This window comes from Corynebacterium sp. ACRPH (genome assembly GCF_022347285.1).
Lineage (GTDB): Bacteria > Actinomycetota > Actinomycetes > Mycobacteriales > Mycobacteriaceae > Corynebacterium.
The window spans coordinates 99,276-124,854 of record NZ_JAKRND010000005.1; the positions used below are offsets into that span (position 1 = coordinate 99,276).

The 25,579-nt window shown below is 61.1% G+C and carries 30 protein-coding genes and 3 pseudogenes; 17 read left to right on the forward strand and 16 right to left on the reverse strand.

What is annotated here, in order from left to right:
- Window positions 1-21: 21 nt before the first annotated feature.
- Window positions 22-1,323, reverse strand: coding sequence for a metallophosphoesterase family protein (locus MHX66_RS03985; protein WP_239200200.1), 1,302 nt, complete (start codon window positions 1,321-1,323; stop codon window positions 22-24).
- 168 nt (window positions 1,324-1,491) lie between these two features.
- On the opposite strand from MHX66_RS03985, the gene MHX66_RS03990 reads away from it, so the two are divergent.
- Both MHX66_RS03990 and MHX66_RS03995 read left to right on the forward strand, forming a co-directional pair.
- On the forward strand, window positions 1,492-2,268 hold the full coding sequence (locus tag MHX66_RS03990) for a MerR family transcriptional regulator (RefSeq protein ID WP_239200203.1): 777 nt from the start codon (window positions 1,492-1,494) through the stop codon (window positions 2,266-2,268).
- Window positions 2,269-2,290: 22 nt separating this feature from the next.
- Entirely contained in the window at window positions 2,291-2,968 is a 678-nt protein-coding gene (locus MHX66_RS03995) for a YoaK family protein (protein WP_005293173.1), read from the forward strand.
- 27 nt (window positions 2,969-2,995) lie between these two features.
- Here MHX66_RS03995 and MHX66_RS04000 read toward each other — a convergent pair whose 3' ends face one another.
- Entirely contained in the window at window positions 2,996-3,235 is a 240-nt protein-coding gene (locus MHX66_RS04000) for a type II toxin-antitoxin system Phd/YefM family antitoxin (protein ID WP_005293177.1), read from the reverse strand.
- Between the two features lie 173 nt (window positions 3,236-3,408).
- Between MHX66_RS04000 and MHX66_RS04005 the strand changes: the two genes are divergently transcribed.
- The 5 genes from MHX66_RS04005 to MHX66_RS04025 all read left to right on the forward strand — a co-directional run bounded on the left by MHX66_RS04005 (window position 3,409) and on the right by MHX66_RS04025 (window position 7,485).
- Complete coding sequence (locus tag MHX66_RS04005; protein WP_239200206.1) at window positions 3,409-4,557, forward strand: ABC transporter permease; 1,149 nt, start codon at window positions 3,409-3,411, stop codon at window positions 4,555-4,557.
- Complete coding sequence (locus MHX66_RS04010) at window positions 4,554-5,258, forward strand: ABC transporter ATP-binding protein (RefSeq protein ID WP_239200209.1); 705 nt, start codon at window positions 4,554-4,556, stop codon at window positions 5,256-5,258. The genes MHX66_RS04005 and MHX66_RS04010 overlap by 4 nt, the downstream gene beginning before the upstream one ends.
- Before the next feature lie 42 nt (window positions 5,259-5,300).
- Entirely contained in the window at window positions 5,301-5,867 is a 567-nt protein-coding gene (locus MHX66_RS04015) for a TetR/AcrR family transcriptional regulator (protein WP_239200212.1), read from the forward strand.
- Window positions 5,868-5,938: 71 nt separating this feature from the next.
- Window positions 5,939-6,565 (forward strand): hypothetical protein, encoded by a 627-nt coding sequence (locus MHX66_RS04020; RefSeq protein ID WP_239200215.1) that lies wholly within the window; start codon window positions 5,939-5,941, stop codon window positions 6,563-6,565.
- A gap of 98 nt (window positions 6,566-6,663) precedes the next feature.
- Window positions 6,664-7,485, forward strand: a complete 822-nt coding sequence (locus MHX66_RS04025) for a hypothetical protein (protein WP_034979313.1) — start codon at window positions 6,664-6,666, stop codon at window positions 7,483-7,485.
- Window positions 7,486-7,554: 69 nt separating this feature from the next.
- On the opposite strand, the gene MHX66_RS04030 is transcribed toward MHX66_RS04025, so the two are convergent.
- The 8 genes and pseudogenes from MHX66_RS04030 to MHX66_RS04065 form a co-directional block, all read right to left on the reverse strand.
- Window positions 7,555-8,184 (reverse strand): DUF2625 family protein, encoded by a 630-nt coding sequence (locus tag MHX66_RS04030; RefSeq protein WP_239200218.1) that lies wholly within the window; start codon window positions 8,182-8,184, stop codon window positions 7,555-7,557.
- A gap of 214 nt (window positions 8,185-8,398) precedes the next feature.
- Window positions 8,399-8,659 (reverse strand): HigA family addiction module antitoxin, encoded by a 261-nt coding sequence (locus MHX66_RS04035; RefSeq protein ID WP_051873987.1) that lies wholly within the window; start codon window positions 8,657-8,659, stop codon window positions 8,399-8,401.
- A gap of 34 nt (window positions 8,660-8,693) precedes the next feature.
- Window positions 8,694-8,975 carry a type II toxin-antitoxin system RelE/ParE family toxin gene (locus tag MHX66_RS04040; protein WP_034973762.1) on the reverse strand — a complete coding sequence of 94 codons (282 nt, stop codon included), beginning with the start codon at window positions 8,973-8,975 and terminating at the stop codon, window positions 8,694-8,696.
- A 508-nt stretch (window positions 8,976-9,483) separates the two neighbouring features.
- Window positions 9,484-10,168 (reverse strand): annotated as a pseudogene (locus MHX66_RS04045) (DUF305 domain-containing protein).
- Window positions 10,169-10,256: 88 nt separating this feature from the next.
- On the reverse strand, window positions 10,257-12,452 hold the full coding sequence (locus MHX66_RS04050) for a copper-translocating P-type ATPase (protein WP_239200221.1): 2,196 nt from the start codon (window positions 12,450-12,452) through the stop codon (window positions 10,257-10,259).
- A gap of 51 nt (window positions 12,453-12,503) precedes the next feature.
- Window positions 12,504-12,830 carry a heavy-metal-associated domain-containing protein gene (locus tag MHX66_RS04055; RefSeq protein ID WP_035005531.1) on the reverse strand — a complete coding sequence of 109 codons (327 nt, stop codon included), beginning with the start codon at window positions 12,828-12,830 and terminating at the stop codon, window positions 12,504-12,506.
- A gap of 140 nt (window positions 12,831-12,970) precedes the next feature.
- Window positions 12,971-14,098, reverse strand: a complete 1,128-nt coding sequence (locus MHX66_RS04060) for a cell wall metabolism sensor histidine kinase WalK (RefSeq protein ID WP_239200224.1) — start codon at window positions 14,096-14,098, stop codon at window positions 12,971-12,973.
- Window positions 14,095-14,817: a response regulator transcription factor gene (locus MHX66_RS04065; RefSeq protein ID WP_141747080.1), complete on the reverse strand. Its 723-nt coding sequence runs from the start codon at window positions 14,815-14,817 to the stop codon at window positions 14,095-14,097. The genes MHX66_RS04060 and MHX66_RS04065 overlap by 4 nt, the downstream gene beginning before the upstream one ends.
- A gap of 404 nt (window positions 14,818-15,221) precedes the next feature.
- Between MHX66_RS04065 and MHX66_RS04070 the strand changes: the two genes are divergently transcribed.
- The 3 genes from MHX66_RS04070 (at window position 15,222) to MHX66_RS04080 (ending at window position 18,116) form a co-directional block, all read left to right on the forward strand.
- Window positions 15,222-15,797: a CueP family metal-binding protein gene (locus MHX66_RS04070; protein WP_239200369.1), complete on the forward strand. Its 576-nt coding sequence runs from the start codon at window positions 15,222-15,224 to the stop codon at window positions 15,795-15,797.
- A gap of 71 nt (window positions 15,798-15,868) precedes the next feature.
- The gene (locus MHX66_RS04075; RefSeq protein WP_239200227.1) at window positions 15,869-17,344 is read left to right on the forward strand and encodes a multicopper oxidase family protein; all 1,476 of its coding nucleotides are present in this window, start codon (window positions 15,869-15,871) and stop codon (window positions 17,342-17,344) included.
- 397 nt (window positions 17,345-17,741) lie between these two features.
- The gene (locus MHX66_RS04080) at window positions 17,742-18,116 is read left to right on the forward strand and encodes a type IIL restriction-modification enzyme MmeI (protein WP_332253768.1); all 375 of its coding nucleotides are present in this window, start codon (window positions 17,742-17,744) and stop codon (window positions 18,114-18,116) included.
- A 102-nt stretch (window positions 18,117-18,218) separates the two neighbouring features.
- On the opposite strand, the gene erm is transcribed toward MHX66_RS04080, so the two are convergent.
- Together erm and MHX66_RS04090 are read right to left on the reverse strand one after the other, a co-directional pair.
- The gene (erm, locus tag MHX66_RS04085) at window positions 18,219-19,073 is read right to left on the reverse strand and encodes a 23S ribosomal RNA methyltransferase Erm (RefSeq protein ID WP_065422277.1); all 855 of its coding nucleotides are present in this window, start codon (window positions 19,071-19,073) and stop codon (window positions 18,219-18,221) included.
- Window positions 19,074-19,422: 349 nt separating this feature from the next.
- Window positions 19,423-19,656, reverse strand: a complete 234-nt coding sequence (locus tag MHX66_RS04090) for a recombinase family protein (RefSeq protein ID WP_230580688.1) — start codon at window positions 19,654-19,656, stop codon at window positions 19,423-19,425.
- 323 nt (window positions 19,657-19,979) lie between these two features.
- On the opposite strand from MHX66_RS04090, the gene MHX66_RS04095 reads away from it, so the two are divergent.
- Together MHX66_RS04095 and MHX66_RS04100 are read left to right on the forward strand one after the other, a co-directional pair.
- Window positions 19,980-20,339 (forward strand): helix-turn-helix transcriptional regulator, encoded by a 360-nt coding sequence (locus MHX66_RS04095; RefSeq protein ID WP_005293231.1) that lies wholly within the window; start codon window positions 19,980-19,982, stop codon window positions 20,337-20,339.
- Window positions 20,336-22,228 carry a cation-translocating P-type ATPase gene (locus MHX66_RS04100; protein WP_239200230.1) on the forward strand — a complete coding sequence of 631 codons (1,893 nt, stop codon included), beginning with the start codon at window positions 20,336-20,338 and terminating at the stop codon, window positions 22,226-22,228. The genes MHX66_RS04095 and MHX66_RS04100 overlap by 4 nt, the downstream gene beginning before the upstream one ends.
- A gap of 78 nt (window positions 22,229-22,306) precedes the next feature.
- Here MHX66_RS04100 and MHX66_RS04105 read toward each other — a convergent pair.
- A pseudogene (locus tag MHX66_RS04105) lies at window positions 22,307-22,645 on the reverse strand (pyridine nucleotide-disulfide oxidoreductase); the annotation flags it as partial.
- A gap of 114 nt (window positions 22,646-22,759) precedes the next feature.
- On the opposite strand from MHX66_RS04105, the gene MHX66_RS04110 reads away from it, so the two are divergent.
- Genes MHX66_RS04110 through arfB form a run of 4 tightly spaced genes read left to right on the forward strand, consistent with a single transcriptional unit; the run spans window position 22,760 to window position 24,170 of the window.
- The gene (locus MHX66_RS04110; RefSeq protein ID WP_080716819.1) at window positions 22,760-23,005 is read left to right on the forward strand and encodes a CopG family ribbon-helix-helix protein; all 246 of its coding nucleotides are present in this window, start codon (window positions 22,760-22,762) and stop codon (window positions 23,003-23,005) included.
- 45 nt (window positions 23,006-23,050) lie between these two features.
- A complete protein-coding gene (locus MHX66_RS04115) occupies window positions 23,051-23,401 on the forward strand; it encodes a VOC family protein (protein ID WP_035005743.1) in 351 nt (116 codons plus the stop codon).
- A 45-nt stretch (window positions 23,402-23,446) separates the two neighbouring features.
- Window positions 23,447-23,707, forward strand: a complete 261-nt coding sequence (locus MHX66_RS04120; RefSeq protein ID WP_239200233.1) for a hypothetical protein — start codon at window positions 23,447-23,449, stop codon at window positions 23,705-23,707.
- Window positions 23,708-23,726: 19 nt separating this feature from the next.
- Window positions 23,727-24,170: an alternative ribosome rescue aminoacyl-tRNA hydrolase ArfB gene (arfB, locus tag MHX66_RS04125; protein ID WP_035005746.1), complete on the forward strand. Its 444-nt coding sequence runs from the start codon at window positions 23,727-23,729 to the stop codon at window positions 24,168-24,170.
- A gap of 7 nt (window positions 24,171-24,177) precedes the next feature.
- Here the strand turns inward: arfB and MHX66_RS04130 are convergent, their stop codons facing one another.
- Both MHX66_RS04130 and MHX66_RS04135 read right to left on the reverse strand, forming a co-directional pair.
- Entirely contained in the window at window positions 24,178-24,438 is a 261-nt protein-coding gene (locus MHX66_RS04130; RefSeq protein WP_049049231.1) for a HigA family addiction module antitoxin, read from the reverse strand.
- A 34-nt stretch (window positions 24,439-24,472) separates the two neighbouring features.
- A complete protein-coding gene (locus MHX66_RS04135; protein WP_005290974.1) occupies window positions 24,473-24,754 on the reverse strand; it encodes a type II toxin-antitoxin system RelE/ParE family toxin in 282 nt (93 codons plus the stop codon).
- A 121-nt stretch (window positions 24,755-24,875) separates the two neighbouring features.
- Between MHX66_RS04135 and MHX66_RS10540 the strand changes: the two are divergent.
- Window positions 24,876-25,121, forward strand: a pseudogene (locus tag MHX66_RS10540) (alkane 1-monooxygenase); the annotation flags it as partial.
- Window positions 25,122-25,167: 46 nt separating this feature from the next.
- Here MHX66_RS10540 and MHX66_RS04145 read toward each other — a convergent pair.
- The gene (locus MHX66_RS04145; protein WP_239200236.1) at window positions 25,168-25,557 is read right to left on the reverse strand and encodes a heavy metal-responsive transcriptional regulator; all 390 of its coding nucleotides are present in this window, start codon (window positions 25,555-25,557) and stop codon (window positions 25,168-25,170) included.
- Between the last annotated feature and the right edge of the window lie 22 nt (window positions 25,558-25,579).

A 25,579-nucleotide genomic window follows, 5' to 3' on the forward strand; every position in this document is an offset into this window, starting at 1 on the left:
CACCAGGAGCGCCCCGGCGCGCTACTTGAAGGACACGTACTCCGGAAGGTCGGCAGGCCTTTCCAACGGCTGCTTCTTCGGGTTCATGTCCAGCCCCAACTCCTTGGCGAAGACAAGGCGGGTGGACTTGTAGACGCGCTCGTCGGCCTCGTCCAGCTCGAATACGCGGGCTCCACGCAAGGTGTGCATGGACCAGGTGCCGTCATTAAGCCCGTAGGGGCCGAAGCCGGTGCCCGGGCAGTAGCCCAGCTCTACCCCGAAATAGTTGCCGTTAAACGAGTTGATGTGGTCGTGGCCGCAGTAGATACCCAGCACATCGCCGCGCTCGCGGACGGCAGTGTAGATGCCGGGGTTGAAGGCGCCGACGTAGACGTCCTCGTTCTTCACGCCCTCGATGCCGTGGCGCTTCTTGGCCTGGCCGTGCTTGATGAGGTCGTTGTTGTACGGACCGCCGAACCACATATCGCGGTGCTCATAGGTCGGGATGTGGAAGTACATCAGACCTGGGATCTTCTTGCCATAGCGCTCCTCGTAACCCCGGGAGGTATCGCGGTACCACTGGATCTGGTCGCTGTGGATGTAGTCGTAGCCGGGGATCTCCTTGGTCTCCTGCCCCGCCAGCTCCTCGCCGATATAGTTGCCGGAATCCAGCAGCCAGATAGCGAAAGCCGGGTTCGGATTGGCGTTGCCCTGGACCAACAGGGATACGTTGGACTCGCCGTGAATCGGATCGTCTGCGACATTGAGGTTGTACTTGTACTTACGCACGAAGTTCAGCAGCGCGACCTCGTCGGCCTGGGTACCGTCTTCCATCGAGTCTTCGTCGTGGTTGCCGAAGGTGATGGCCCATGGGATCTTGCGGGATTCCATCGGCAGCACCACATTGTTGACCGCTTGGAATGCCTGTTCGGTGGTCTTGGGGCCAGAGGAGATCACGTCGCCGTTGATCAGCGCGAAGTCCGGCTTCTCCTGGTCCAGCACCTTGCCCATGAACTCGATAGTGCGGCGATCAGTGAGGTGATCGTCTTGAGTGTCGTTGAACTGGACAATTTTGAACTTGCCGTCGCCGTTGAACCTCAGCGGCGTGTCCGCACCGCTGCCGTTGTTGTCGCCGCCGCCGTTTCCTCGCCCCGGGCCGAAGCTAGAGCCGGCCAGGGAGCCAGCCGACGAGTTCCACGCCTGTGCCTGCGCTGCCGGCGCAAGTGCAGCGGTGACGCCCAACGCTCCCGTTCCCGCCAGGAAGTTACGGCGGTTCATATTAAACTGCTTGGGCTTCTTCCGGCCTTCCGGCTGCTGCGATTTTTTAGATGAATTACTAGACAAGGTAATTGAGTTCCTTTTCCTGCGAGAATTGAACTTCCACAAGCTATCGGCCGCAGGTAAGCGCGAGGTTTCCTGAAGATGAATTCATGACAACTTCACGTTCTTCCGACCCACCGCTTAACCCGTCCGCTTGACCTTGCCGTTGCGGCAACCGAAAGGATGTAGCCCATGACCGAATACACGATTGGTGATGCTGCAGATTTTTTGGGAGTGACGCCCAAAGCCCTGCGCCATTGGGATTCCATTGGGCTGCTCAGCCCACAGTGGCGCACATTGGGCGACTACCGCCTCTATACCGAGGAAGATCTGCGCGTCGGCGCGGCCATTGTGCTGTACCGGAACATGGGCTTCAAGCTGGCGGAGATTCCCGACCTGATTGAAGCGCCTTCCGACGCTGCCCTTGACCGTGCCCTCCGCGCCCATCGGGAAGCCTTGGCGCGCAAGCGCGACGAGGTGGAGAGCCAATTGCGTGCGGTCGAGGATTTGATAACAACAACCCGAGTGGAGGGATACACCATGGAACAAATGGACAAGATCAAGCAGTACTTCGGCGAGCAGATGCCCGCCTACCAGGAGGAAGCTCGCGAGCGTTGGGGCGACACCCCTGAATACCAGCAGTCCCAGGAAAAGCTGGCCTCTATGAGTGACGGCGACTTCCAGGAGGTTAAGGCCAACCACGACCGCTTCGTGGCGGATTTGGTCGCTGCCCGAGATGGTGGCGTCACCCCCGATAGCGAAGAAGCACAAGAACTCGTGGAGAGGCACCGCGCAACGATTAACCAGTGGTACGAGGTTACGACCTCGCGGCAGCTGATTCTGGCACGGATGTACGTGGACGACGAGCGTTTTGCCGAGGCATACCAGGGCGCACAGGATTACCTGCTTTCGCTAGTGGAACACCGTGCGAAGCAGGAGGGAATCACCAATCCCAGCTGGGATGACTAGCCGGGGTTGCTACGATTGCGCCATGAAAGGCTACCGCACCGGAGAACACGCACTGGCTATCTACCTATCCTCTATCGCAGGATTCGTAGATACGCTGGGCTTTTTGTATCTGGGAGGGTACTTCCTGTCGTTTATGTCGGGTAACACCACGCGCCTGACTGCGGCGGTCAATGCGGGGAAATGGGACGTCGCGATGACGGCTGGCGGGGTCATGGCGCTGTTCCTCATCGGCGTGGGAATCGGAGCGCTAATCAGCCAACTGGGGCGGCGCTATTTGCCCCCGACGCGCACGCGCGAAGCGATTCTTCTGTTTATCTGCACCACCTCAACGATTGCCTCCGTACTGGTCTTAACCGGGCACGAACAGTTGGCGGTGTACAGCCTGTCATTCACCGTGGGCGCTATGAATTCCACGTTCGAGCGCGACGGCGAGGTGAGCATTTCCCTGACGTACATGACGGGCACGCTGGTGAAGATGTCTCAGCGGTTCGTGGCCGCACTCTTCGGTGGCCCGCACTTGGATTGGCTCCGCTATTTCGCTCTGTGGATGGCGCTAGCCTGCGGGGCACTCCTGGGCGGCTGGATGTATGTCCAGGTGGGTCTGCACGCGGTTCTGGTGGTGACGGGCATGCTGTACGCGGGAACCGTGACTGCACTGGTGTACCGCCAATGGCGGCGCAACCGTGGGCTGGCGGTTTAGCGCTAGTGGACTAGAGCTCCCAGGGGTTCAAATTGAGCATCCTCGCGGCTCGAAGTCCATCCGTTCGTCCTCGAGGTCAATGTCCTCTTCCATTTGCAACCGCGAAGCCCAGTCTTCATTCGAGCCGGAGATCTTCCTGTAGTCATCAATGGAAAGCAATACGAAGGCCGGCTCACCTCGATCAGTAATAACAACTGGCCCCTCACCGGCCTTCCTTTTCGCGTAACTCACATCCTGATGGAACTCACGCGCGCTCACGCTAGTCATAGCCAACCTCCTGACGCAACAACGTAACTACAAAATAGCGCGAAAAGTCTGGGCGTCTTTCATAACAAGTTAGAAACACCCTGTTTTTATCTTGGCAACACATCGTTGCTAAAGTCTGTGTAGCGACTGATCAACCGCTCACCTCCCCAACCCCAACCCCAGGAATTTTCATCATGTTTCTAGCCTTGCGCGAAATGCTTTTTGCGCGCACCCGATTCCTTCTCATGAGCGTCGTGTTGGCACTCATGTCCTTGCTGGTCGTCATCATCTCCGGCCTCACAGCCGGTCTGGTCAACGACGGTGTTTCCGGTCTGAAGGCAATGGATAGTGACGTCATCGCTTTCGCCGATGGCACCCAGACCGATTCGGCCTTCACGCGCTCCATCGTTGACATCACAGAGGCCGACAAGTTCGCCAACATCGACGGGGTGGAAGAGGCCGCCCCACTGGGCCTAACCATTGCAAACGCTCACAACCAGAACGGCAAGGCCGTCGACCTCACCCTCCTCGGCGTAAAGCCCGGTTCTTTCATCGCACCGGAGGGCCTTCCAGAACAAAGCACCACCCCTAACGGCGGCGCCCCTACCAAAACCAAGCACGAGATTGTCGTGTCTTCCACCCTCCAAGACGAAGGCATCAAAGAAGGCGACACCATCACCATCGATCGCCTAGAAATCCCGTTGGAGGTCGTCGGTTTCACCGATGGCCAGCGCACCTTCGGCCACGTCGATGCCGCCTACCTGCCCCTCGACGTCTGGCAGGAAATCCACGCCGGCGTACGTAAGGGCGAAGAGGTAAGCCCGGAGGCGTACAAGGAAATATCCGTCATCGCCGCCCGCACACAGGACAAACCAGACACTGGGGCGCTCTCCGACGCCTCTGGCCTGGATGTCCGCATCCTCAAGGAAAGCTTCGACTCCTCCCCCGGCTACACCGCCGAAATGATGACCCTTTCCATGATTAAGTGGTTCCTCTACGTCATCGCCGCCCTGGTCACCGGCGCCTTCTTCCTGGTGTGGACCATCCAGCGCGCTGGAAACATCGCCGCACTGCGCGCGATGGGTGCCACGAAGGGCTTCCTTCTGCGCGACAGCCTGGGGCAGGCTGTCATCATCCTGGGCGCGTCCGTCATCGTCGGTGCGCTTATTGCCGTCGGCCTCGGCAGCCTCCTGGAAACCACGGCGATGCCCTACGCCACCGAACTCGGATCCGTCCTCAGCGGCAGCGCGATCCTCTTCGTATCTGGCCTGATCGGCGCGTTGATTGCCGTCGTCCGCGTCACCCGCACTAACCCGCTCGCAGCCCTAGGAGAAAACCGATGAGCCCCACCCCGCATCTTCCCGCCCTGGAACTTAAAGACGTCACGGTGACCTACACCGACGGCGATTCCCAGATCACCGCGCTCGACCAGGTGAACCTGACCGTCGAGCCCGGAGAGTTCGTCGCCGTGGTCGGCCCGTCCGGTTCAGGTAAGTCGACGCTGCTAGCCGTTGCTGGAGCGCTGACCAACCCGGCCGCGGGTGGCGTCACAATCGGCAACGAAGAAATCACCAACTACGACGACAAGGAACTAGCCCGCATTCGTCGCGACTACATCGGCTTCGTCTTCCAATCCTCCGGCAGCCTGCCGGGCGCCCTCACCGCCGAGGATCAACTGGAGCTCGCCGCGCGCGTTATGGGTAAGCACGGTCGTTACTCTGGTGCGGAGCTGTTGGAGAAGGTTGGTATGACGCCCCGAGCTAAGCACCGCCCAGGAAATCTGTCGGGTGGCGAACGTCAACGTGTGAGCATCGCCCGAGCTCTCGTCGGCGACCCACAGGTGTTGCTAGTCGACGAGCCCACCGCGGCTCTGGATCGCAAGCGATCACAAGAAATCGTGGAGCTATTGGCCCGCGAATGTCACGAATTCAACGTCGCGGGCGTGATGGTCACCCACGATCACGAGGTCTTGAACCACTGCGACAAGGTCTACGAAATGGTCGACGGACGCCTGAGCGCTGCCTCCGAACAAGCACCCAAATAGGCCTGTACGCAGGCCGAAAAGCGGGTAGTAAACTAGGGAACCATGCCGAAGATCACGGAGACGACAGTAGCGGAGCACCGCGCGGTCCAGCACCGCGCGGTGCTGGAGGCCGCCGAGCGGCTGATCGTTGCTGGCGGCGGCAAGGTTCCCTCACTGGCAGAGGTGGCAGCCGAGGTTGGCCTAGCCCGCCCCAGCGTCTACCGCTACGTCTCCTCCCAACATGATCTGATGGTTCAGTTGCTGATGCTCAACAGCGAAACTTGGCATGACCAGCTGGAAGACAAGGTCAAGGCCGCTCCGCCAGAGCCCGAAGAACGCATCTGCGCTTACGTGGACGCGATGCTCGATCTTTTCGTCCACGGCTCCCACGGCCCGCTGATGGCCGCCGCCCAACACTTCCCGGAGGCGTTTGCCGAGGAAAAGGTGCAGAAATCACACGCCGGCTTCAAGGAAATCGTGGATAGCTTCTGCCCCGGTGTTTCCTCCATCGACATCGGATTGCTGAATGCGGCGGTGGTGAGGGCGTCAGAAATGGCAAAAACCCCCGAAGACCTCAAACAGGCAACGGCAACACTGCACCGCATGGCGCGCGCGATCGTGGCGGGCTAATTCGCCGAACTGCCTGCCTGATTCTGCTGTTCTGCCTGGGCAAGGCCGGGCGACGTTGTACGCTTTAGGTCATGCGAAATCGCCTTGTTGCACTCTCCGTTGCCTCGTTGACGGTCCTCTCACTTGCCTCTTGTTCGGATGATGAAACTCCGACGGAGCCGAGCGCGGCTCAGTCTTCGAAGGAACCCGGCGAAACGGCCGCCACCGAAGCACAAGAGGATGCTTCGGACGAAGGACAAGAGGAAGAGACCGCAGGTAACACAGATAACAAGGCTCAAAAGCGCCCCAACCCCACAGCACCCAGCACTCCGAAGCCCGATAAGGTCGAGCTCGCTCCGAATGAAGCAGCCCTAGAGGGCGAGCTGATGAAGGTGCGTTTCAGCGACATGACCCCACCGGAGGACTTCGCACGAGTGGCGGACATCGTGGACGATAGCGTGGTCTACTACGCGATCAAGCTCGATCCGAAGAAGCCCGTAACGGCGAAGCTGGGGGCGGGCATTGGCACCCAGACTCCCGAATGGGCCATCGTTGGCAGCAGCAGTATGCCGAATGAAATGAACTGGGACTCTATGGTCGGGCGCAAAATCCGCGCCATCGCGCACCGGGATAACATGACCTTCGCGACGGACCCGTCTGCTCCCCCGACGGCGGTGACGATCGAGAACTCGGACTACAAGCCGGAGATCCTCGACTAAGGGGTATGCCGCTATATTCCCATCAAGTTTTCGGCAGATGCATCCAGAGTTCATGAGATCATGTACCTGGAAAGCTGCTGGTTACTCCGAGGTGAAAAATGGGATTCCTATCTAAATTGCTCGGCCTGCAACAAGCCAAGCCGAAGCCGCAGAAACGCGAACCTGCACGCAAAAATGGTAACTTCCTGAAACCATGGCCCGCCAAACCACAAACTAAGATTCTGGAGTTACCCGGCGGGTTCGACCGCACGCTCTATGTTTACGATGACTCACCTTTCTCCACCGCCAAACGCGGCGACACTATTCAGGTTGAATTCTTCCCTGGCGAAGCAACTCTGTTGAGTAAAAAGTCAGGGTCGGCGGTGGATACCCATAAAGACGCGGCGGTTTGCCTGCTCCACAAGGGCCGGCCAGTCGGCGTGGTTTTCGACTATCGGAACGACGTTCGGCTCGCTTACGACAAAGGAATCCGGCTTTTGGCTACCGCAACGGTCGGCCGCCAATTACCTGATTATGGCAACATCCGCGCTCTAACTCTTCACCTTCCAACCAGCCGAAGCACTACTAGACAATTAATTGAGAACTATGAGGTAAACAGCAAAGTTCCCAAGAGTGCACAAAGGATTCAATTTAACGAATGGGACGAGCAGGACTTCGAACAGCTCACTGGAAGAAGTAGTTGGGTCTTCGAAAATGCAAGATTGGAGTTTCTCCCTGTCCCCAAGGGATCATCCGCGAAGCCCCACATTCTTGCTTCCTCAGCGGAGGGGCGAAAGGTATTCCGTCTAACTGCACGTAACTCGGTCTACAAGGATGTAGCCTCAGCCATTGAATCCAGCGCAGAATTCCTGATTCTTGCTGAACGGCGAACTGCTGGAGATGGGCGAGTGGGCTACAACATCACACTCGCTCATTGGTAACAGGCTAGTTTTAAGTTTCCCTTCACCCTGACCAAGGGAGTTGGCCCCATATCCTTCACCACCCTCGCGTCACTTAGTGCCCAGCAACTCCCGGATGCTGACAACCGACCTCGACACCTTGCTCACGTCTCTGCCCTCGACGGTAGACGGCGGAGGATAGAGGGAAATGCCCTGTGACAGCGCCAACGGCGCCACCTCGTCTTGCCAGCCAGGCCAGCGCAGCCCCTCGAAAACCACCCCCAGTCCGCCGCCCAGCGCAGCCATAAGGAACGCCGAGTAGCCTCCACCGAGCCCGTCCCATGTGAGGGTGTCCGGCCCGAAGTAGCAGACTTCGCCGGGCGAGACACCCAGCGCGCCGCCGTCAATGGCGAATAGGCCACCGAGGACGTCATGTCCGACGATGAGCGCACCAGGCGGTGCCGAAACGGAGCCTCCCAGCCCGTTTGTTTCAGCGATGCTAGGCAGTCTCTCACTACCGCCGCCGTACAGACGAACCCAGCCGTGCTCCGCGACGATACCGCCGGTGTGCAGCGCGACGGCTCCCATCATCGACGCGGCAGTGACCTGCAACTCCCACAGCGAACGCTGCCCTTGCTCTGAGGCGACGGACAGCGCGATAGCCTCAGATTCAGCTAACGCCTTCTGAAGGTGGGGCCAGGCCGGATCGTCGACGGCGATGAGGCTTTCGGTGTCGCGCATTAGGGCTCCTTCGCTTGTGGTAGTCACATATCCAATTGGAGGGCGGCCTGTTCGTCGTCGACGATGCCCGTCAGGTAGTCGACCATTCCGAGCATGCCCATCTCCCAGTGAATAGCTTCTGACAGGTATTGCAACGGAATTCTAGAACAGAGTTCTCCTAAGCTCAGCGCAGTCGCGCCTGGGCGGATCGACCTTGTCCGTGGCGATCGCAGTTCTATGCCGAGGCAGCTTGGACCGGCTGAATCTGCTCAATCTCGGTGAGGATTTTATCCTCGGCCACATCCAAGTCGTACTGGGTCTGTAACCCGAGCCAGAACTGGGGGCTCATCCCGAAAAACTTCGCCAAACGAAGGGCCGTGTCCGCGGTAACAGCGCGCTTTCCATGAACGATCTCATTGATCCGACGAGGGGGAACGCCGATAGAAACAGCAAGCTTGTGCTGCGTAATCCCCATCTCCTTGAGAAAATCCTCCATGAGGATCTCGCCGGGGTGAACCGGAGGGAGCTTGTCAGTGGTAGTCAACGATCTCAACCTCCTCTGGCCCTGCGGCGGACCACCGAAAACAGATCCGCCACTGGTTGTTGATTCGAATACTGTGCTGACCCTGACGATCGTCTTTCAATGCCTCGAGACGGTTTCCCGGAGGAATCCGCAACTCTTGAAGGCTCTGTGCGTAGCCAAGCTGGCGCAGTTTACGCAGCGCCACTGAGTGAATGCGGGGATCAATCGAGGGCACACGCTCTCGATTCCACAAACGCTCAGTGTCCTTGTTGGCGAACGACTGGATCATGCTTCACCCTATCCCCCATAACGCGAAGCGTCAATAACGCTACACGTTAAACTTGAACTCCACGACGTGTCGTTGCTAGATACACTTTACCCTATGGACATACAGTAGAAGCTGCTAGAGATTGAGTAGATACAAGAAGTAAAAAGCGATAGCTAGGATCGCAGTACAACCTTCGAGACCGCGACGACGGCTGCTACCGTAGGCCTCGTTGCCTAACTGACACCAACGCCGTGTCCACTACTCGGAGGACACCCCCAACATTAATGCTGCCCTGCCGGCAGACCAGGGCGGCCGTGTGAGTATCGGACAATAATGCGTAGTCCTCCAAGGGTCTGGACACAGGGGCTTTCCCCTTTCCTCAGTGGTGCGACCAGAGGGAGTAGAAGCATCCACCCCGGTGCACCCGCTGCGGTGACAACGACCCATCGCCCGCAGCAGGTGGCAATCGTCACGGTTATCCCTCTTTTTCAGATTCCTGTCCTCGGGATCAGAAAAAGACGGGGACCTGTCATAGGTCAGTGAGCATTTGCTGCATCTGGGCGATCTCGGCCTCCTGGTCGTTGATAATTTGTTCGGCCAGGGTGGTTGCATGGGGATTCTGGCCGTCAGCCACCTCGTCACGGTCCATGTCGACCGCACCTTCGTGGTGGGCGGTCATCTGCTCCAGGTAAAGGCGGGCGGCGCCGGTGCCCTGGGCTTCCTCAAGGGCTGTCATGTCCTCCTGGCTCATCATCCCGCTCATGCCACCCATCTCGCCGTGATCCATTCCACCTATCTCATCCATGGTCCCCATGCCCCAGAGTCGGTGACCGGCTGCTGGCCCCAGGCCTCGAGCATGGCGTTCATCCGGTCAATCTCCGGTCCCTGGGCGTCAATAACCCCCTGGGCAAACTCCACAACCTGGGCGGGGATGCCCTCCTTGGCCAGGAGCATCTCACTCATTTCCACGGCCTGCTTGTGATGGGGGATCATCATCTGGGCAAACATGATGTCCGCGTCGTTGTGATCGGCGGAGATCTCCCCGTCCTCCTCAGTCGCCGCCCTGGTGGTCTCGGTCGTCTCAGCGGTAGTCGTCACAGTGCTGGTGCCGAGGTGGTGGCGTCGGTGTTGCCTGAGTCGGTGGCCTCACCGCAGGCGGCCAGCGCCAGGGTGGAGGCTACGGCGAGAGCGGAAAGAACAAGGGTGCGCTTTATGGTGGAGCCCTTTCAGGGTCATATGGGGTCAGTGGAGAGAAGTGATGGATCAGTGGACGGCGGTGGATTTCGGAGTAGGCGTGGTGTGTTACTCCTTCGGACTGGTGGGAGCCAGGTGGGCCGGGTCCAGATCAATCCGGCGCAACAGCTGGGCGTTCAGGGCCACCACGATGGTCGAGGCAGACATCAAGATCGCGCCCACGGCCGGGGACAGCACGAACCCGATCGAGGCGAGCACTCCGGCGGCCAGCGGCACGGCAAGGATGTTGTAGCCAGAGGCCCAGACCAGGTTCTGGATCATCTTGCGGTAGCTGGCCTGGGACAGCTCAATCATCGACAGCACTGCCCGCGGGTCATCACTGGCTAGGACCACCCCGGCAGATTCCATGGCCACATCCGTGCCGGCACCGATGGCGATACCGACCTCCGCGCGGGTCAGAGCGGGGGCGTCGTTGACACCGTCGCCGACCATGGCCACGCTCAGGCCACGCTCCTGTAACTGGGTGACCTTGGTGTCCTTGTCCTGGGGCAGGACCTCGGCGAAGACCTCATCGATCCCCAGGTCCTGGCCAACCGCCTGGGCCACCTGCTGCGCGTCACCGGTGATCATCGCGACTTTCACCCCGCGGTCCTGCAGGGCTTTCACGGCGGCGTGGGATTCGGGGCGGATCTTGTCCTCGACGGCCACCGCACCGATGATCTGACCATCGCGGACAATATGGAGCACACCGGCCCCACGCCCGGTCCAGGCGCTGGTGGTGTCGGTGAGCTCGGCCGGGGTGGTGAGGTTGAACTCGCGCAGCATGTTCGGCCCGCCCACGAGGATCTCAGCGCCATCGACAGTGGCCCGGACCCCCCGGCCGGAGGCGGCGCTGAAACCAGTTGCACGGATTTGCCGACGGGAGGCCTCGGGATGGGCGGCCGCGGCCGCCACGATGGCGCGGGCCACGGGGTGCTCGCTGTCGGCCTCCGCGGCGGCGGCCAGGGCCAGCAGCTCGTCCTCGGTGACGCCGCCAGCTGCCGCGACACCGGTGACCGCGTGCGCTCCCTCGGTCAGGGTGCCGGTTTTGTCGAAGAGCATCACGTCGATGGTGCGCATCCGCTCGAGCGCCATCCGGTCCTTGATGAGCACCCCGGATTTCGCGGCCCGCTCGGTGGAGATCGCAATGACCAGCGGAATCGCCAGGCCCAGGGCGTGCGGGCAGGCGATGACCAGTACCGTGACCGTGCGCGCCACGGCATCGTCCGGGCTGCCGATGATGGTCCACACCACCGCGGTGATCAGAGCGGAGATCAGCGCGAACCAGAACAATAACGCCGCCGCCCGATCCGCCAGGGCCTGGGCCCGGGAGGAGGACTCCTGGGCGTCGGCAACCAAGCGTTGGATCCCGGCCAGGGCGGTGTCCCCGCCGGTAGCCTCCACCCGGATGCGGACGGTGTTGTCGGTGGCCACAGTACCGGCGACCACCTTGTCACCGGTGTCGCGGAAGACGGGACGGGATTCGCCGGTGATCATCGCCTCATCGAATTCGGCGGCTCCGTCGAGGATGGTTCCGTCGGCCGGCACCCGGGCACCGGCCCTCACCAGCACGACGTCGTCGACGGCCAGCTCGGAGATGGCCACGGTGCGGGTGGTCCCGTCGATGACTTTCTCGGCCTCATCCGGCAGCAGGGCAGCCAGCGCGTCAAGCGCGGAGGACGCGGCCCCGAGAGCGCGCATCTCCAGCCAATGGCCCAGCAGCATGATGGTCACCAGCAGAGCCAGCTCCCACCAGAAGTCCAGGTCAAAACCGCCCAGCCCCAGAGTGGTGACCCAGGAGGCGACAAACGCCACGGTGATGGCCATGGCGATCAGGAGCATCATCCCGGGTTGGCGGGATTTCAGTTCGTTCCATCCGCCCTTGAGGAAAGGCGTTCCGCCGTAGACGAAGATGATCGTGCCCAGCACCGGGGGGATCCAGGTGGATCCGGGGAATGCCGGGAGATGGTAGCCGAGCAGCTGGGCGACCATGGGGCTGAAAATAACGACGGGAATGGACAGAATCAGCGACCACCAGAAGCGTTCCCGAAACATTGCGGTGCTGTGTCCGGCGTGTTCGCCGTGACTATGAACGTGGTGGTCGTCGTCCATGGCGGAGTGCGGGTGATCGTGGGGCATCGCCTGGCCGTGGGTGTCGGCATCTGCGTGGTGTTCGTGGCTGGCATGATGCGGGTGGTGGGTGTGGTCTGTTTCCGGAGCGGGGTGATCACCATGGTGATCACCGGAATGGTGGGGAGTGCTCATGACGTTCCTTTCGCTCAACCCGGTCGGGGTCGAGATGATGGGTAAAACTGATCAGGATAAGACGGTGTAGCCGGCCTCTTCGATGGCCCGGCGAACCATCTCCGGAGGTACGACACCGGTGACCCTGACGGTAGAAACACCACCAGCAGCGAGATCAATCTGGACGTCGTCGACCTGGGGGAGGGCCTGAAGGGCCTGGGTCACGCTTTTCACGCAGTGCCCGCAGGTCAGGCCGGTGACCTGGTAGCTCGGGGAGGATCCTCCTGCTGACGAGTCGCTGGCGGCAGGGATGGAGGCGGTGTCGGCACGTGAGGCAGGTCCGCAACAGCTGCAGCCGTGGGAGTCCATCGGCAAGAGGCGGGGCGGGGAGGTGATCATAGGAAAGCTCCTTCGGTTCGGTAGGGTTCGGCGATGTCGCTATCTAGCGTATACCCCCTGGGGGTATATTTTCAGCATACCCCCTGGGGGTATATTCTCAAGGGGCGGAGGGCACGGCCCTCACGCGGGGCAGGGTGTGGTCACCGAGCAGCCTCCTCACTGTCGGGAGGGGACAGCGGGAGGCGGAGGGCAAACACCGCTCCGCAACCGGGTCCGGGGGAGGTGGCTGTGAGAGTGCCGTCGTGGGCCTCGATCAATGCCTTGGAGATGGTCAGACCGATACCGGACCCGGCGGCGTCCCGGCTGCGGGCGGCATCTCCCCGGTAGAAGCGTTCGAAGATGTGTCCGAGCTGGTCAGGTGGGATGCCCTCGCCGTCATCGGCGACGTGGATGAGCGCGGTGGACGCCCCCTGTCGGTGGACGCTGATCCGGACCTGCCCGCCGGCCGGGGTGTGCCGTAGCGCGTTCGACAGGAGATTGCTCATCACCTGGCCGAAGCGTTGCCGGTCCACGAGCACCCGGGCGGTTTCTGTAATGGTCTCGACCTGTAAATCGACGCCTTTGTCAGCATAAGCTTCCCCCGCGGCAGCAGCGGCGGTATGGAGCAGATCCCCGAGCCCTTCCTCCGCCAGGTCCAAATCGATCCGGTGTTCCTGGGCCCGGGAGACATCGTCGATGTCTTCCATCAACCGGGTCAGGCGGGTGAGTTGGTCAGCCATGATCGTGTGGGTGGCATTATTCCAGTCCACGACCCCGTCCTGGAGACCATCGAGGTAGACCGTGAGCACCGATAAGGGGGTGCCCATTTCGTGGGCCAGATCAGAGAGCATCTGGCGGCGGACCTGTTCGGTGTGTTCCAGCCGGTCGGCCATGGTGTTGAAGGCATGCGCCAGGGTGGTGACCTCGGGGCCTGCTTTTCCGGCGGGCACGCGGATACGGGAGTTGCCGGCCGTTAGGCTGGTAGCGGCGCGGGTGAGATCCTGCAGGGGGGTGCGCAGACGACGCGATAACCACAGGCTGGCCAGCAGGGCACTGATCAAGGCGGTGGGTAGGGCGACGGCCAGGGTGATCAGGTTGGCGCCCCGGTAGGCCTGCTCGGCATGGAACAGCTCCAGCGAAGGGTCCTCCCGGCCGGTCATCAACATATGATCGTGGAACAGGGGCGGGCCCACCATCGTGGCCACGGCCGCGGCCACCAGCAGGCTAATCACCACGACCAACACCTGGGCGGCCAGGAAGCGGAAGGTCAGGCCGGGTCCGTGATTCATGGCTGCCCCACCCGGTAGCCCACGCCACGCACGGTGTCGATAAACCCCCGGCCCCGGGTGTCGGTGCCGAGCTTGCGACGCAAGTTGCCGATGTGGACATCGACGATGCGTTCATCACCGACCCAGGTGGTGTCCCAGACCTCGGTGACCAGGTCGTGGCGGGTCAGCACCTGGCCGGGGCGCAGGGCCAGGGCAACCAGCAGCTCGAACTCCGTGCCGGTGAGCTCCACGGTCGTCTCCCCCACCCGCACCTGATGGGCGACGGGGTCAAGGATGAGGTCACCAACGATCAAGGGGGTGGTCACCTGCGGTGGGGTGGTGCTGGTGCGTGGACGGCGCAGCACCGCATGCACCCGGGTCACCAGTTCCCGGATGCTAAAAGGTTTGGTGATGTAGTCATCCGCCCCCAGGGTCAAACCGCTGATCTTGTCGTCCTCGCTGCCACGCGCGGTGAGCATGAGGATGTAGCAGTCCGAGAAGGTGCGGATGCGTCGGCACACCTCCAGGCCGTCGAGTTGGGGCAGCCCCAGATCCAGCACCACGACATCGGGGGAAAAGCGACGGGACTCGTCCACGGCCTGGGTGCCGGTGTGCGCCTGGCGGGTATCGAAGCCGGCCCGGATGAGGTAGGAGGCCACCATCTGAGCCAGGGGTTGTTCATCATCGACGACCAGCACCCGCCCCGGGGGCGTGGCGGTGGTCGGTGTGTGGTCAGCCATAGACCCCAGTATCGCTCCGGCCAAGGGGGAATACCATCCTCGCTCAGTGCCCGCCGGGGAATCTTCATCAAATCTTCAAACATCACCCTTCGACCGCCGTCACCCCTGTGCCCCGCCCCGGGCCGGCGGCATCGCCTCCCCTGGTCGGTTCAGCAGGCGCCACCAGGGATTTCACTGCTTGCACTGCATACCCGGGGCGGGTAGAAGGACATCGCCCACGGCTGTGGGGTGGTGTTCCGGTGGTGACCCAGCCCACCGAATTCACCCCCCTTTTCGCCCTGTTATAAGACTGTGAGCAGGGTTTTTGAATTCTAGTCCGTCAGGCACCCGTGCTAGATAAAGGTATGGCATCGACCTTGAGGCGGTGTCTTCTCATGGCCCAGCCACGATCCAAGGAGATTGACGTGAAACGAGCAGCGATCGCAGCCGCCGCCCTTGCCCTCGCCCTCACGGGGTGTTCGGCCGCCGACCCGGAACCCACCGCCGATGGGACGGTGTCCCAGGACACATTCCTGACTACCCATGGCCTGGCCGGCATGGACGCGGTGGAGATTATTGATCACCTCGACCGGCAGAAGGTCACTGAGCGTCCCACGGATCTGATCGCCTCAGTGCGTAACGATGAACTGCTGCTCTCGAGCGATGACCAGGAAGTCGTGGTTGATCTTCCCGACAATCAGACGTATGTCTCGATCGCACCCTATCTCACCTCCACCCACGACTGCTTCTACCACAGCCTCACGACCTGCCAGGGGGAACTCGACAATGAGGATATCCAGGTCAAGATCACCGATGAGGCGACCGGTGAGGTGCTGGTGGACGAGGCGACAACCACCTTCGACAACGGGTTTGTCGGCTTCTGGCTTCCCGATGATGTCACCGGCCTGATTGAGGTCAGCTACCAGGGGCGTACCGGCACCACGGAGTTTTCCACCACCGACGACGGTGCCACCTGTGTCACAGACCTGCGCCTGACGTGATGGCTCAGCAGGATCCTCACCTGCGCCTGTCTCCCGTGTCACTGAAATCTTGCACCAAGAAAGGTTAAATCATGACGAACGCGTTTTCCCGACGACAGTTTCTGCTCGGCGGGCTCGTCCTCGCCGGCACCGGGGCCGTGGCCGCCTGCACCAGCGCCCCTGGACCCGCTGCCTCGGCACCAGGTCCTTCCCTTCGCCCCACCCCCACTGCGCTCGGTGAGCCGACGGTGCGCAGGACACTGACCGCCCGGCCCCTCTCTCTGGATATCGGCGGTATCGAAGCCAAGACGTGGGGATACGTCTCTGACACCGGGGATGCGGCCATTGAGGCCACCGCCGGCGACGTCCTCCAGGTCGATATCACCAATGAACTGCCTGAGAGCACCTCCATCCACTGGCATGGCATCGCACTCCACAACGCAGCCGACGGTGTGCCCGGCATGACCCAGGACCCCATTGAACCTGGCGAGTCTTTCTCCTATGTTTTTGAAGTCCCCCACGGTGGCACCTACTTCTACCATTCCCACACCGGCCTGCAGCTTGATCGCGGCCTCCACGCCCCACTGATCATCCGTGACCCGCAAGACGCTGAAGACCAGGACGTTGAGTGGACCATCGTGCTCGACGACTGGGTCGATGGCATTCAGGGCACTCCCGACGATGAGCTCGACAAGCTCACCGGAATGGGTTCGGGCGACCATAACGGGGGTATGGGAATGGGAGGTCACGGCCAGATGATGCACGGCACCCCGGACCGGGTACTGGGCGGGGATGTCGGCGATGTGATGTATCCGCACTACCTCATCAACGGACGTATCCCCCGTGCTCACCGGACCTTCGAGGCTCGCCCGGGCGACAAGGCCCGCCTGCGGTTTATCAACTCCGGCGGTGACACCATCTTCAAGGTGGCCCTCGGTGGTCACCGCATGACCGTCACCCACACCGACGGCTTCCCCGTCCAGCCCCGGGAGACCGAATCGATCTACCTGTCGATGGGCGAGCGTGTCGACGTCGAGGTCATCCTCGGCGACGGCATCTTCCCGCTCACGGCTTTGGCGGTGGGTAAGGACGACCGCGCCTTCGCCGTCATCCGCACCGCCGGCGGCCAGGCCCCCCACCCCGATGTCGACTTCCCCGAGTTGTCGTCCACCGGACTGCTCCTGTCCTCCCTGAAGCCAGCAGACCGTGCACTCCTACCCGAGGACACACCAGACCGAGAAGTCAGCATCGACCTGGGCGGGCAGATGATGCCGTATGAATGGAGCATTCTCACCGACGGCCAATCCTCCTCCGCGACCGTGCAGGAGGGCCAGCGCCTGCGGATGGTCATGCGCAACAGGACCATGATGCCCCACCCCATGCACATCCACGGCCACACGTGGGCGCTGCCCGGCAGCGGCGGACTACGCAAGGACACCGTCCTTCTCCGCCACGGTGAAACCATGATCGCCGACCTGATCGCTGACAACCCCGGTGAGTGGGCATTTCACTGCCATAACGCCTATCACATGGAAACCGGGATGCTCAGCTCGCTTCGCTACGAGTAACCCCCACAGCAGGGTATCGAGCGAGATGCGAAGGTAAATGGCAGCACGTGTTGTTATACGACTAACACTAGCGCGCCTTAGGTTACGTTGAACTTGAACTCCACGGAGTGTCGGCGATAACTAACCATTTGATGCGCGCGTGCGGAATTAACAACGAAATACCGCTAAAACAGACAACATATGGGGTGCACAGAAACACATATAGGTTCTGCGGAAAACCTATAGGGCGCGTCGCTAAAAACCGCTGTGCGCGGAAAACATAAAGGGTTTACGGACCCGGTCCCAGACCCCTCAATACTCTGAGCCGGAAGAATGGAAAGTGGAAGGTTGATGTATCCCCGCTATTTATTTTTTCCGTTTTTCGGAGTACATCGGGAGCTACAACTGCGGACCAGCTCTGTGTGAACTAGATGAGAAGGCGCAGCAGCGAATCATCGACGCTGGACAGTTGGTGCTGCGGGCACGCGAGCGGCACCCCCGGCGGTCACTCGCGGAGCACTACAACCCGTTATCGATGGACCCAATTCTGCTCAAGGCTCACAACAACTTGGACCAGGAAGTCGATAAGGCTTTCGGTGCGGCACGCAAACTCACCAACGAGCGCCACCGCCAGGAGCTACTGTTCGCCAGCTACGGGGAGTTGGCGAGGGGCTATGTCTCCTCGCTTTCATCAAAATCGAAACCACCAGCAGGGTCGTTCCCCGTGCGGGTGATTTTGATCGGCCCGCTGCCGGGTGTAGAACCCTGTCGCTGGCAACGCCGGGAACTATGACTGTGCCCGACGAGAACACGTCACTGTCATAACGCGGCTCACGGTAGACGAGCATGGGTCGTTCACTACTACTGGTGGATTTCGGTTTTGGTGGTGGGGGGATTACCGCCGCCGGCCTCGTTTTTTCCGTTGAGGAGGGCGTTGACTACTTCCCGATTGTGAAATGGGCCGATGGCGCGGTGGAGAGAAACCAGTCACCTGGAAGAGATCGATCCAGTCGCTGGTGCGCAATCTGGGAGGTAGGGTTGCGGGGTCGATTCCTCGCGAGCGCAACCATGATTGTGTCTCTGAACGTGATGAAAACAACCCTGCCCTTCGGAGAATTTCCCCTATCCCGCGTCCCCGGGCGGTGAAAACGGTGTGCACCATCGCCTGAAAGGCTTTGCGCTGCTCTATCGGGATCTTCGGGTCACCCACCCGGCGGATCACTAAGATCCCCCCGTCAACGTTTGGCTGTGGCCGGAAAGCAGACCTTGGTACTCGGGAACCAAGGTGAAATGTGAACCATGGGGACCACTGAGCCGTCATCATTGTGCTTGCGCCTACCCCGGCCCGGCGGCGAGCGACTTCCCACTGCATGAGGAGTACAGCGTCAGTCCATGCCGGCGCATGCAACAACTTTCGAAGAATGGCAGTGGTGAGGTGAAAGGGAATGTTTCCCACAATGACGCAGGGAGTGGCGGGTAACGGGAAGTTAAGGAAATCATCATGGACCACTTCGACCGACGCCGAGGCGGTCTTTTTTGTGAGTTTGGCAGCTAGTTTTGCGTCTACCTCAACTGCCGTTATTGGCCTCCCCAAGCGGGATAGCGGGTGAGTGAGGGCACCGCTTCCTGGCCCGATCTCAATGATGGGGCCAGAGGATTGTTTTACAAGATCGACGATGGAGTTGATGATCTTGTGGTCTGTGAGAAAATTTTGGCCATGTTCGTGACGGCCGTATCCGTATGTAGACATCAGGTGTGCTCCGTGGAGTTGAAACGAAGCCGGGCATGGCAAATGGCCGCCCGGCTAAAGGACCGGAGCGGTTTCTAACCTGCGGGAGGGAGAAAACCGCCTTAGCGGCTGGTGAGCGGCCGCATGAAAACGGAACCTGAAATCAACATGGGCCTATCGTATCCAATTAATTTCGCAGGGTCCAATACGGTGAGAAAGAAGACAACCGCACCGCAACAGTGCAAGACCTCTCTGGATTGGAATTTGTCCTACTTTCGGCTCGTCGTACAGACGCCACTGGCGTATTTTGTCTCTGGGCAACGAGGGGGAGTTACCCCCACCTCCGGATGTTTTTAAGGTGCACCCCTGATTACGCTGTGGTGCGGGAGTAATTTTGTCCGACCGATCGGACTATCCACCGACGTGGGGCGGGTAGTTCGAGGTCCCAGCAGATGATCGCGTCGATTTCGCCGCGTTCAAAGGACGCCACCATGGCGTCGTAGTCGGGGCGAGCCACATTCTTCTTTGACGCGGAAATGGACTGATCGACGTAGTTATGTCCTATGTCCAACGTGCAAGCCACGCTGCTTTGCAATGGCTTCACAGTCCTGACGCTGCCGGTCGATGGTGAGGCCATCCACGTCAGCGTCTCGTGAGATACGAAGGTAAATAGGAGCGCGTGTTGTCAAACGCTATTAATAAGGCCCTTAGCTACACATTGAACTTAAACTCGACGGTATGTAGTTGCAAAGTTACTTTCTCGAGAACCTCGCCGCCCACGTCGCTCCCGCGTTGGGTGGCAGCCGAACCACAAAGGATCAGTCATCTGCTATCCCATCGACTAATTCTTGCAGGTCGCAGGACCTTCGCGTAACTGTCAGTTCAGCGCATTTTGAATAGTTCAGCACACGATGTATTGTTCAGCACATGCTGACCATTGTTTCACGCCTCGACGTCATGAACCGGCTCGGCCGGGCCATGGCGGATCCGACGCGCTCCAGAATCCTGATGACACTACTCGACGGCCCGAGCTACCCGGCCGTGCTTTCGCGCGACCTGGACCTGACCCGCTCGAACGTCTCGAACCACCTGACCTGCCTGCGCGACTGCGGCATCGTCGTCGCCGAGCCGGAGGGCCGCAAGACACGCTACGAAATCGCCGATCCGCACCTCGCGGCAGCGCTCAACGCGCTGGTGAACGCGACGTTGGCTGTCGACGAAAACGCCCCGTGCATCGACCCTGAATGCTCGGTGCCCGGCTGCGGCGAGAAGGGAGCGGACGCATGAGCTCGGCGTGTGGATGCGCACACGAACCCGCCACAGAGATCGAAGAACTCGATCGGCCATGGTGGAAGGACCCCGAGTTGCTACTGCCGATCTTCTCCGGCGTAGCCCTCGGCATAGGTCTGGCGCTGGACTGGTCCGGGGTAGAGACACCCGCGACAGTACTGTTCTGGGTCGGCCTGCTGCTAGGGGCGTATACGTTCGCGCCCGGCGCGATCCGAAACCTTGTCACGAAGCGCAAGCTCGGCATTGGTTTGCTGATGACGATCAGCGCGGTCGGCGCGGTAATCCTCGGTTACGTCGGAGAGGCCGCGGCGCTAGCGTTCCTGTACTCGATCGCCGAGGCGCTGGAAGACAAGGCAATGGACCGGGCCCAAGGCGGACTGCGGGCACTGTTGAAGCTGGTACCGCAAACCGCGACCGTGCTGCGCGGCGGTACTACGGCCGAGGTCGCTGCGAAGGACCTTGAGGTTGGCGAGCTAATGGTCGTACGCCCCGGGGAGCGGATCGCCACGGACGGCATCATTCGGTCCGGACGCTCCAGCCTTGACACCTCAGCGATCACCGGAGAATCCATTCCGGAGGAGGTTGCGCCCGGCGACGAGGTACCCGCGGGAGCGATCAACTCCGCCGGTGTGCTGGAGGTCGAGACGACCGCAGCTGGAACGGACAACTCGCTGACCACACTCGTCGACCTCGTCGAGCAGGCGCAGGCGGAAAAGGGCGACCGCGCCCGGATCGCCGACCGAATTGCCCAACCCCTAGTGCCCGGGGTGATGATCCTGGCGGTGCTGGTCGGCGTGATCGGCTCGCTGCTGGGCAACCCCGAGACGTGGATCACCCGAGCGTTGGTGGTCCTGGTCGCAGCATCCCCGTGTGCGCTGGCAATCTCCGTGCCGCTGACGGTCGTAGCCGCCATCGGCGCGGCCAGCCAGTTCGGCGTGGTCATCAAGTCCGGCGCGGCGTTCGAGCGACTCGGTGGCATCCGTCACCTGGCGGTGGACAAGACCGGAACCCTTACCCGCAACCAGCCCGAGGTTACCGACGTGGTCCCGGCAGACGGATTCGATCCGGCGCAGGTGCTTGCCTTCGCGGCGGCAGTTGAGCAGCAATCGACGCACCCCCTCGCTGCGGCGATCGCGGCAGCGGTGCCCGAAGCGCCCGCCGCCCAGGACATCAGCGAGGAAGCCGGACATGGCATCGGCGGCACTGTCGAAGGTCGACGGGTGCTGGTGGGCAGCCCCCGGTGGATCGACGCCGGGCCACTAAAGGCAGACGTTGAGCGCATGGAGTCCGAGGGCCAGACCTGCGTCCTTGTCACCGTCGATGACGCCCTCTCTGGGGCGATCGGGGTCCGCGACGAGCTGCGGCCCGAGGTGCCCGAAGCCGTGCAGACCCTGCACGCCAACGACGTGGAAGTGAGCATGCTCACCGGCGACAACACTCGCACCGCCCGGGCGCTGGCTGAAATCGCCGGAATCGACGACGTGCGCGCCGAGCTTCGCCCAGAGGACAAGGCAAGCATCGTCGCCGAACTCTCCTCCAAGACGCCGACGGCGATGATTGGCGACGGCATCAACGACGCTCCTGCGCTGGCGAGCGCGACGGTGGGCATAGCGATGGGAGCGACCGGCTCTGACGCCGCAATCGAGTCCGCTGACGTCGCCTTCACCGGCCACGACCTCCGACTGATCCCGCAGGCGCTGCAGCACGCCCGTCGAGGCAGCAGGATTATTAACCAGAACATCGTGCTGTCTCTGGCCATCATCATCGTGTTGATGCCGCTGGCGATCAGCGGCGTGCTGGGTCTGGCCGCCGTCGTATTGGTTCACGAGGTCGCTGAAGTCATTGTCATCTTGAACGGCCTGCGGGCTGCGCAAGCGAAGCGCTGAGACACACCTTCGCCCAGCGCGCTGGCTCTCCAGCGCGGATCTTGGAAGGATCGAGCTGCTCAGGGACCAAGCGTCGCCTCAAAACTTTTGCTGCCGAGCTTCATCGACACGGTCCGCGACTACCTGGGCAGTGTGTTTGGCAAAGAGCCCCACACCCATCAGGGTTGCCGATCCGTCGCCGGTCCAGTTGCCATAACCGACTAGATGCAGATTCTTCACTGCGGTTTCGCGGCCACGCATGAGGTGGCGGAATGGACTGAGGGCCGGACGGAAACCAGTGCACCAGATCAGATGGTCGTGGTCGAGCTCGCTCAAGCTATCGAAGATGGGGGTAGCGGTGAGCTGGCCGGAGTCGCGGAGCTCACGTAAATGAGGAAGCGCGACAATGTCCCCGAGGTTCGGGCCGGAATCGCCACCGAGAATCCGGCGGTGGCTGCCCGCGTTAAACGTTGAACTTGAACTCCACGGATTGTCGAAAGACTATAACCTCCCCCGAGCCGCCAAGCCCTTTTCCGTATTACGATTATGTTCATGAAAACTATCAACGGAAAGCCAGTCAGCGAAGAGCAAATCGATGCGTGGGTAACCGAAGCCGAGAAAGGCTACGACGTAGAAATACTTCGTCGACGAGGAAGGAAACCTCGCAACGAAGATACTGCGAAGGTTATCTCCATTCGGCTCTCTCCTCGCGAAATCTTGGACCTCGACAAATACGCAGCCGCCCACGGATGGTCACGGTCCCAGGCAATCCGCGAAGCGCTAAAGAATGCTATTTAGAAATGCACGTAGCAAGCGTCAGATCCCATCCTCATAATAGAGACCATGAATGATGCCAATCTCACGATCCGGCAGATCACCTTCGACTGCCACGATCCCTCAAAGCTCGCCAAGTTTTGGTCCGCCGCAACCGGATGCGAAATCGCCGCGGATTACGGCGATTTTGTGATGGTTGATTCCACCCCGGCGCTGGGATTTCAGCGCGTCAAGGATCCGACACCTGGGAAAAACCGCATGCACATCGACGTTGGCGGGGCGGAGCGCGAAACTTTAATAGAACGCCTCAAAGACCTAGGCGCTACCGAACTCACCACCCACGAGGCGCCGGGATTGGTGTGGACTGTCATGCAGGACCCGGAAGGCAACGAGTTCTGCGTGGGTAACCCCGGGGACTAGCTACACTACGCGGAGCGTCTCTAGGTCCAAGGCTGGCGTCAATCTGTGATGTCGCTAGCGGGAGACACAGTCAATGTCGCGAACTGCGCCCGTCAGGCTGCGGTGGATCAGGCGCAGAAAGCCACCGAGAAAATTCGCGACATGAACGACGACCGGCTACTTGCGAAGGCCGCTGAAATCGAAGCCCGACGGGAGAAGGAAGAGCAAAAAGCACTCGACTCAACCGACGACGAGAATAATTCTGAGGCCGAACCCCGTCCGTCGCGACGCGGCCTCCGCTTCCGCCGAGACAAGAACGACTCGTAGGGCACCTAGACTGGGCTGCATGAAAGACCTGACCATCGCGCCCGGCCCGGGGATCCCCGACGGTGCAGTCATCGCCGCTGCCGACCTAACGGAGCGGTTCGCGAAGTCGTCGGGTCCGGGCGGCCAGGGCGTCAACCCGACCGACAGCAAGGTCCAGCTTTCCATCGATATCGCTGAAAGCGCATCGCTTACCGACGCCCAACGCCGCCGCATCTTGCGCAACCTCGAGCACCGCTTGGACGGCTCCGTCCTCACCGTGTCTGCGTCGACCCAGCGGTCGCAGGTGCGCAACCGAGCTGAGGCACGCGAACGCATGGCCGCCCTGTTGCGCGAGGCCCTAGCTCCGCCCCCTCCCCCGCGGCACAAAACGAAGCCGACGAGGGGCTCGGTACGGCGCCGTCTCGAAGCAAAGAAGCGGCGCTCGGAGCTGAAAGCGATGAGGCAACGGCCCCAAATTCCCTAGGTGCGGCCTACGCCGAAGCAGCTTGGACCGGCTGAATCCGCTCGATCTCGGCGAGGATTTTGTCTTCTGCCACATCCAGGTCGTACTGGGTCTGCAACCCGAGCCAGAACTGGGGGCTCATCTCGAAAAACTTCGCTAGACGAAGGGCCGTGTCAGCGGTTACAGCGCGCTTACCGTGAACAATTTCGTTGATCCGGCGGGGCGGAACGCCGATGGAGACGGCGAGCTTGTGCTGGGTGATCCCCATTCCCTTGAGAAAGTCCTCCATTAAGATCTCACCGGGGTGAACCGGAGGGAGCTTGTCAGTGGTAGTCAACGATCTCAACCTCCTCTGGCCCCGCAGCGGACCACCGAAAACAGATCCGCCACTGGTCGTTGATTCGAATGCTGAACTGACCCCGCCGATCACCTTTCAACGCCTCAAGCCGGTTTCCCGGGGGAATCCGTAACTCATCAAGAGTCTGCGCGTACCCAAGCTGGCGAAGCTTACGCAGCGCTACTGAGTGAATGCGGGAATCGATCGAGCGAACCCGCTCTCGATTCCACAGACGCTCAGTGTCCTTGTCAGCGAACGACTGGATCATGCTTCACCCTATCCCCCATAACGCGAAGCGTCAATAACGTTACACGTTAAATTTGAACTCAACGGTATGTCGTTGCAAAGTTACCCCCTCTCGTTAACACCATCAAAAGGAGTGTTATTCAATGAAAGCGATCGGCTTCTTAAGCTTCGGGCATTACGCCTTCGGCAGCTAGTGCGGGCCATCTGCGGAAAAGATCGCCAAGACTCGTCTGGAGATCACCCAGGCTGCGGACGAAATCGGCGTGAACAACGCGTCCTTCCGAGTCCACCACTTCGCGCTGCAGGCCTCCGCCCCGATGCCGCTGCTGTGTGCTATCGCGGCCACCACCAAAATCATCGAGGTGGGCACCGGCGGCATCGACATGCGCTAGCGCATATCGGGGTTGTAGCGTTTGAGTCATTGACTCCCGCCGTCTACAAGTACCTACACACTTGATCGGTGCTGCACGTTTCAGGATCCGGGTGCGCGGCGTCCTGGCTAAGGTCCGCGATAGTGTCGCGCAGCACGGAGAGCTGCGCGATCTGCTGCTCGATCTCAGCGAGGCGCACGTCAAGCAGGTCGCGCACGTGCCCGCAGGGCGCATGGCCGCCGTCGCGGATGTCGAGGATCTGGCGGATCTGGGCGAGGGTGAGGCCCGCGGCCTGGCCGCGGTGGATGAAGTCGATCCGAGCGACCATCTCGGGCGCGTAGTCGCGGTATCCGGACGGCGTGCGCTCGGTCGGGGGTAGAAGGCCCTGTTCCTCGTAGAAGCGAAGGGTCTTCGCGGTAGTGCCCGCCCTCTCGGCGAGTTCTCCGATCCACATTGCTGTCTCCCTCCGTGGCCGC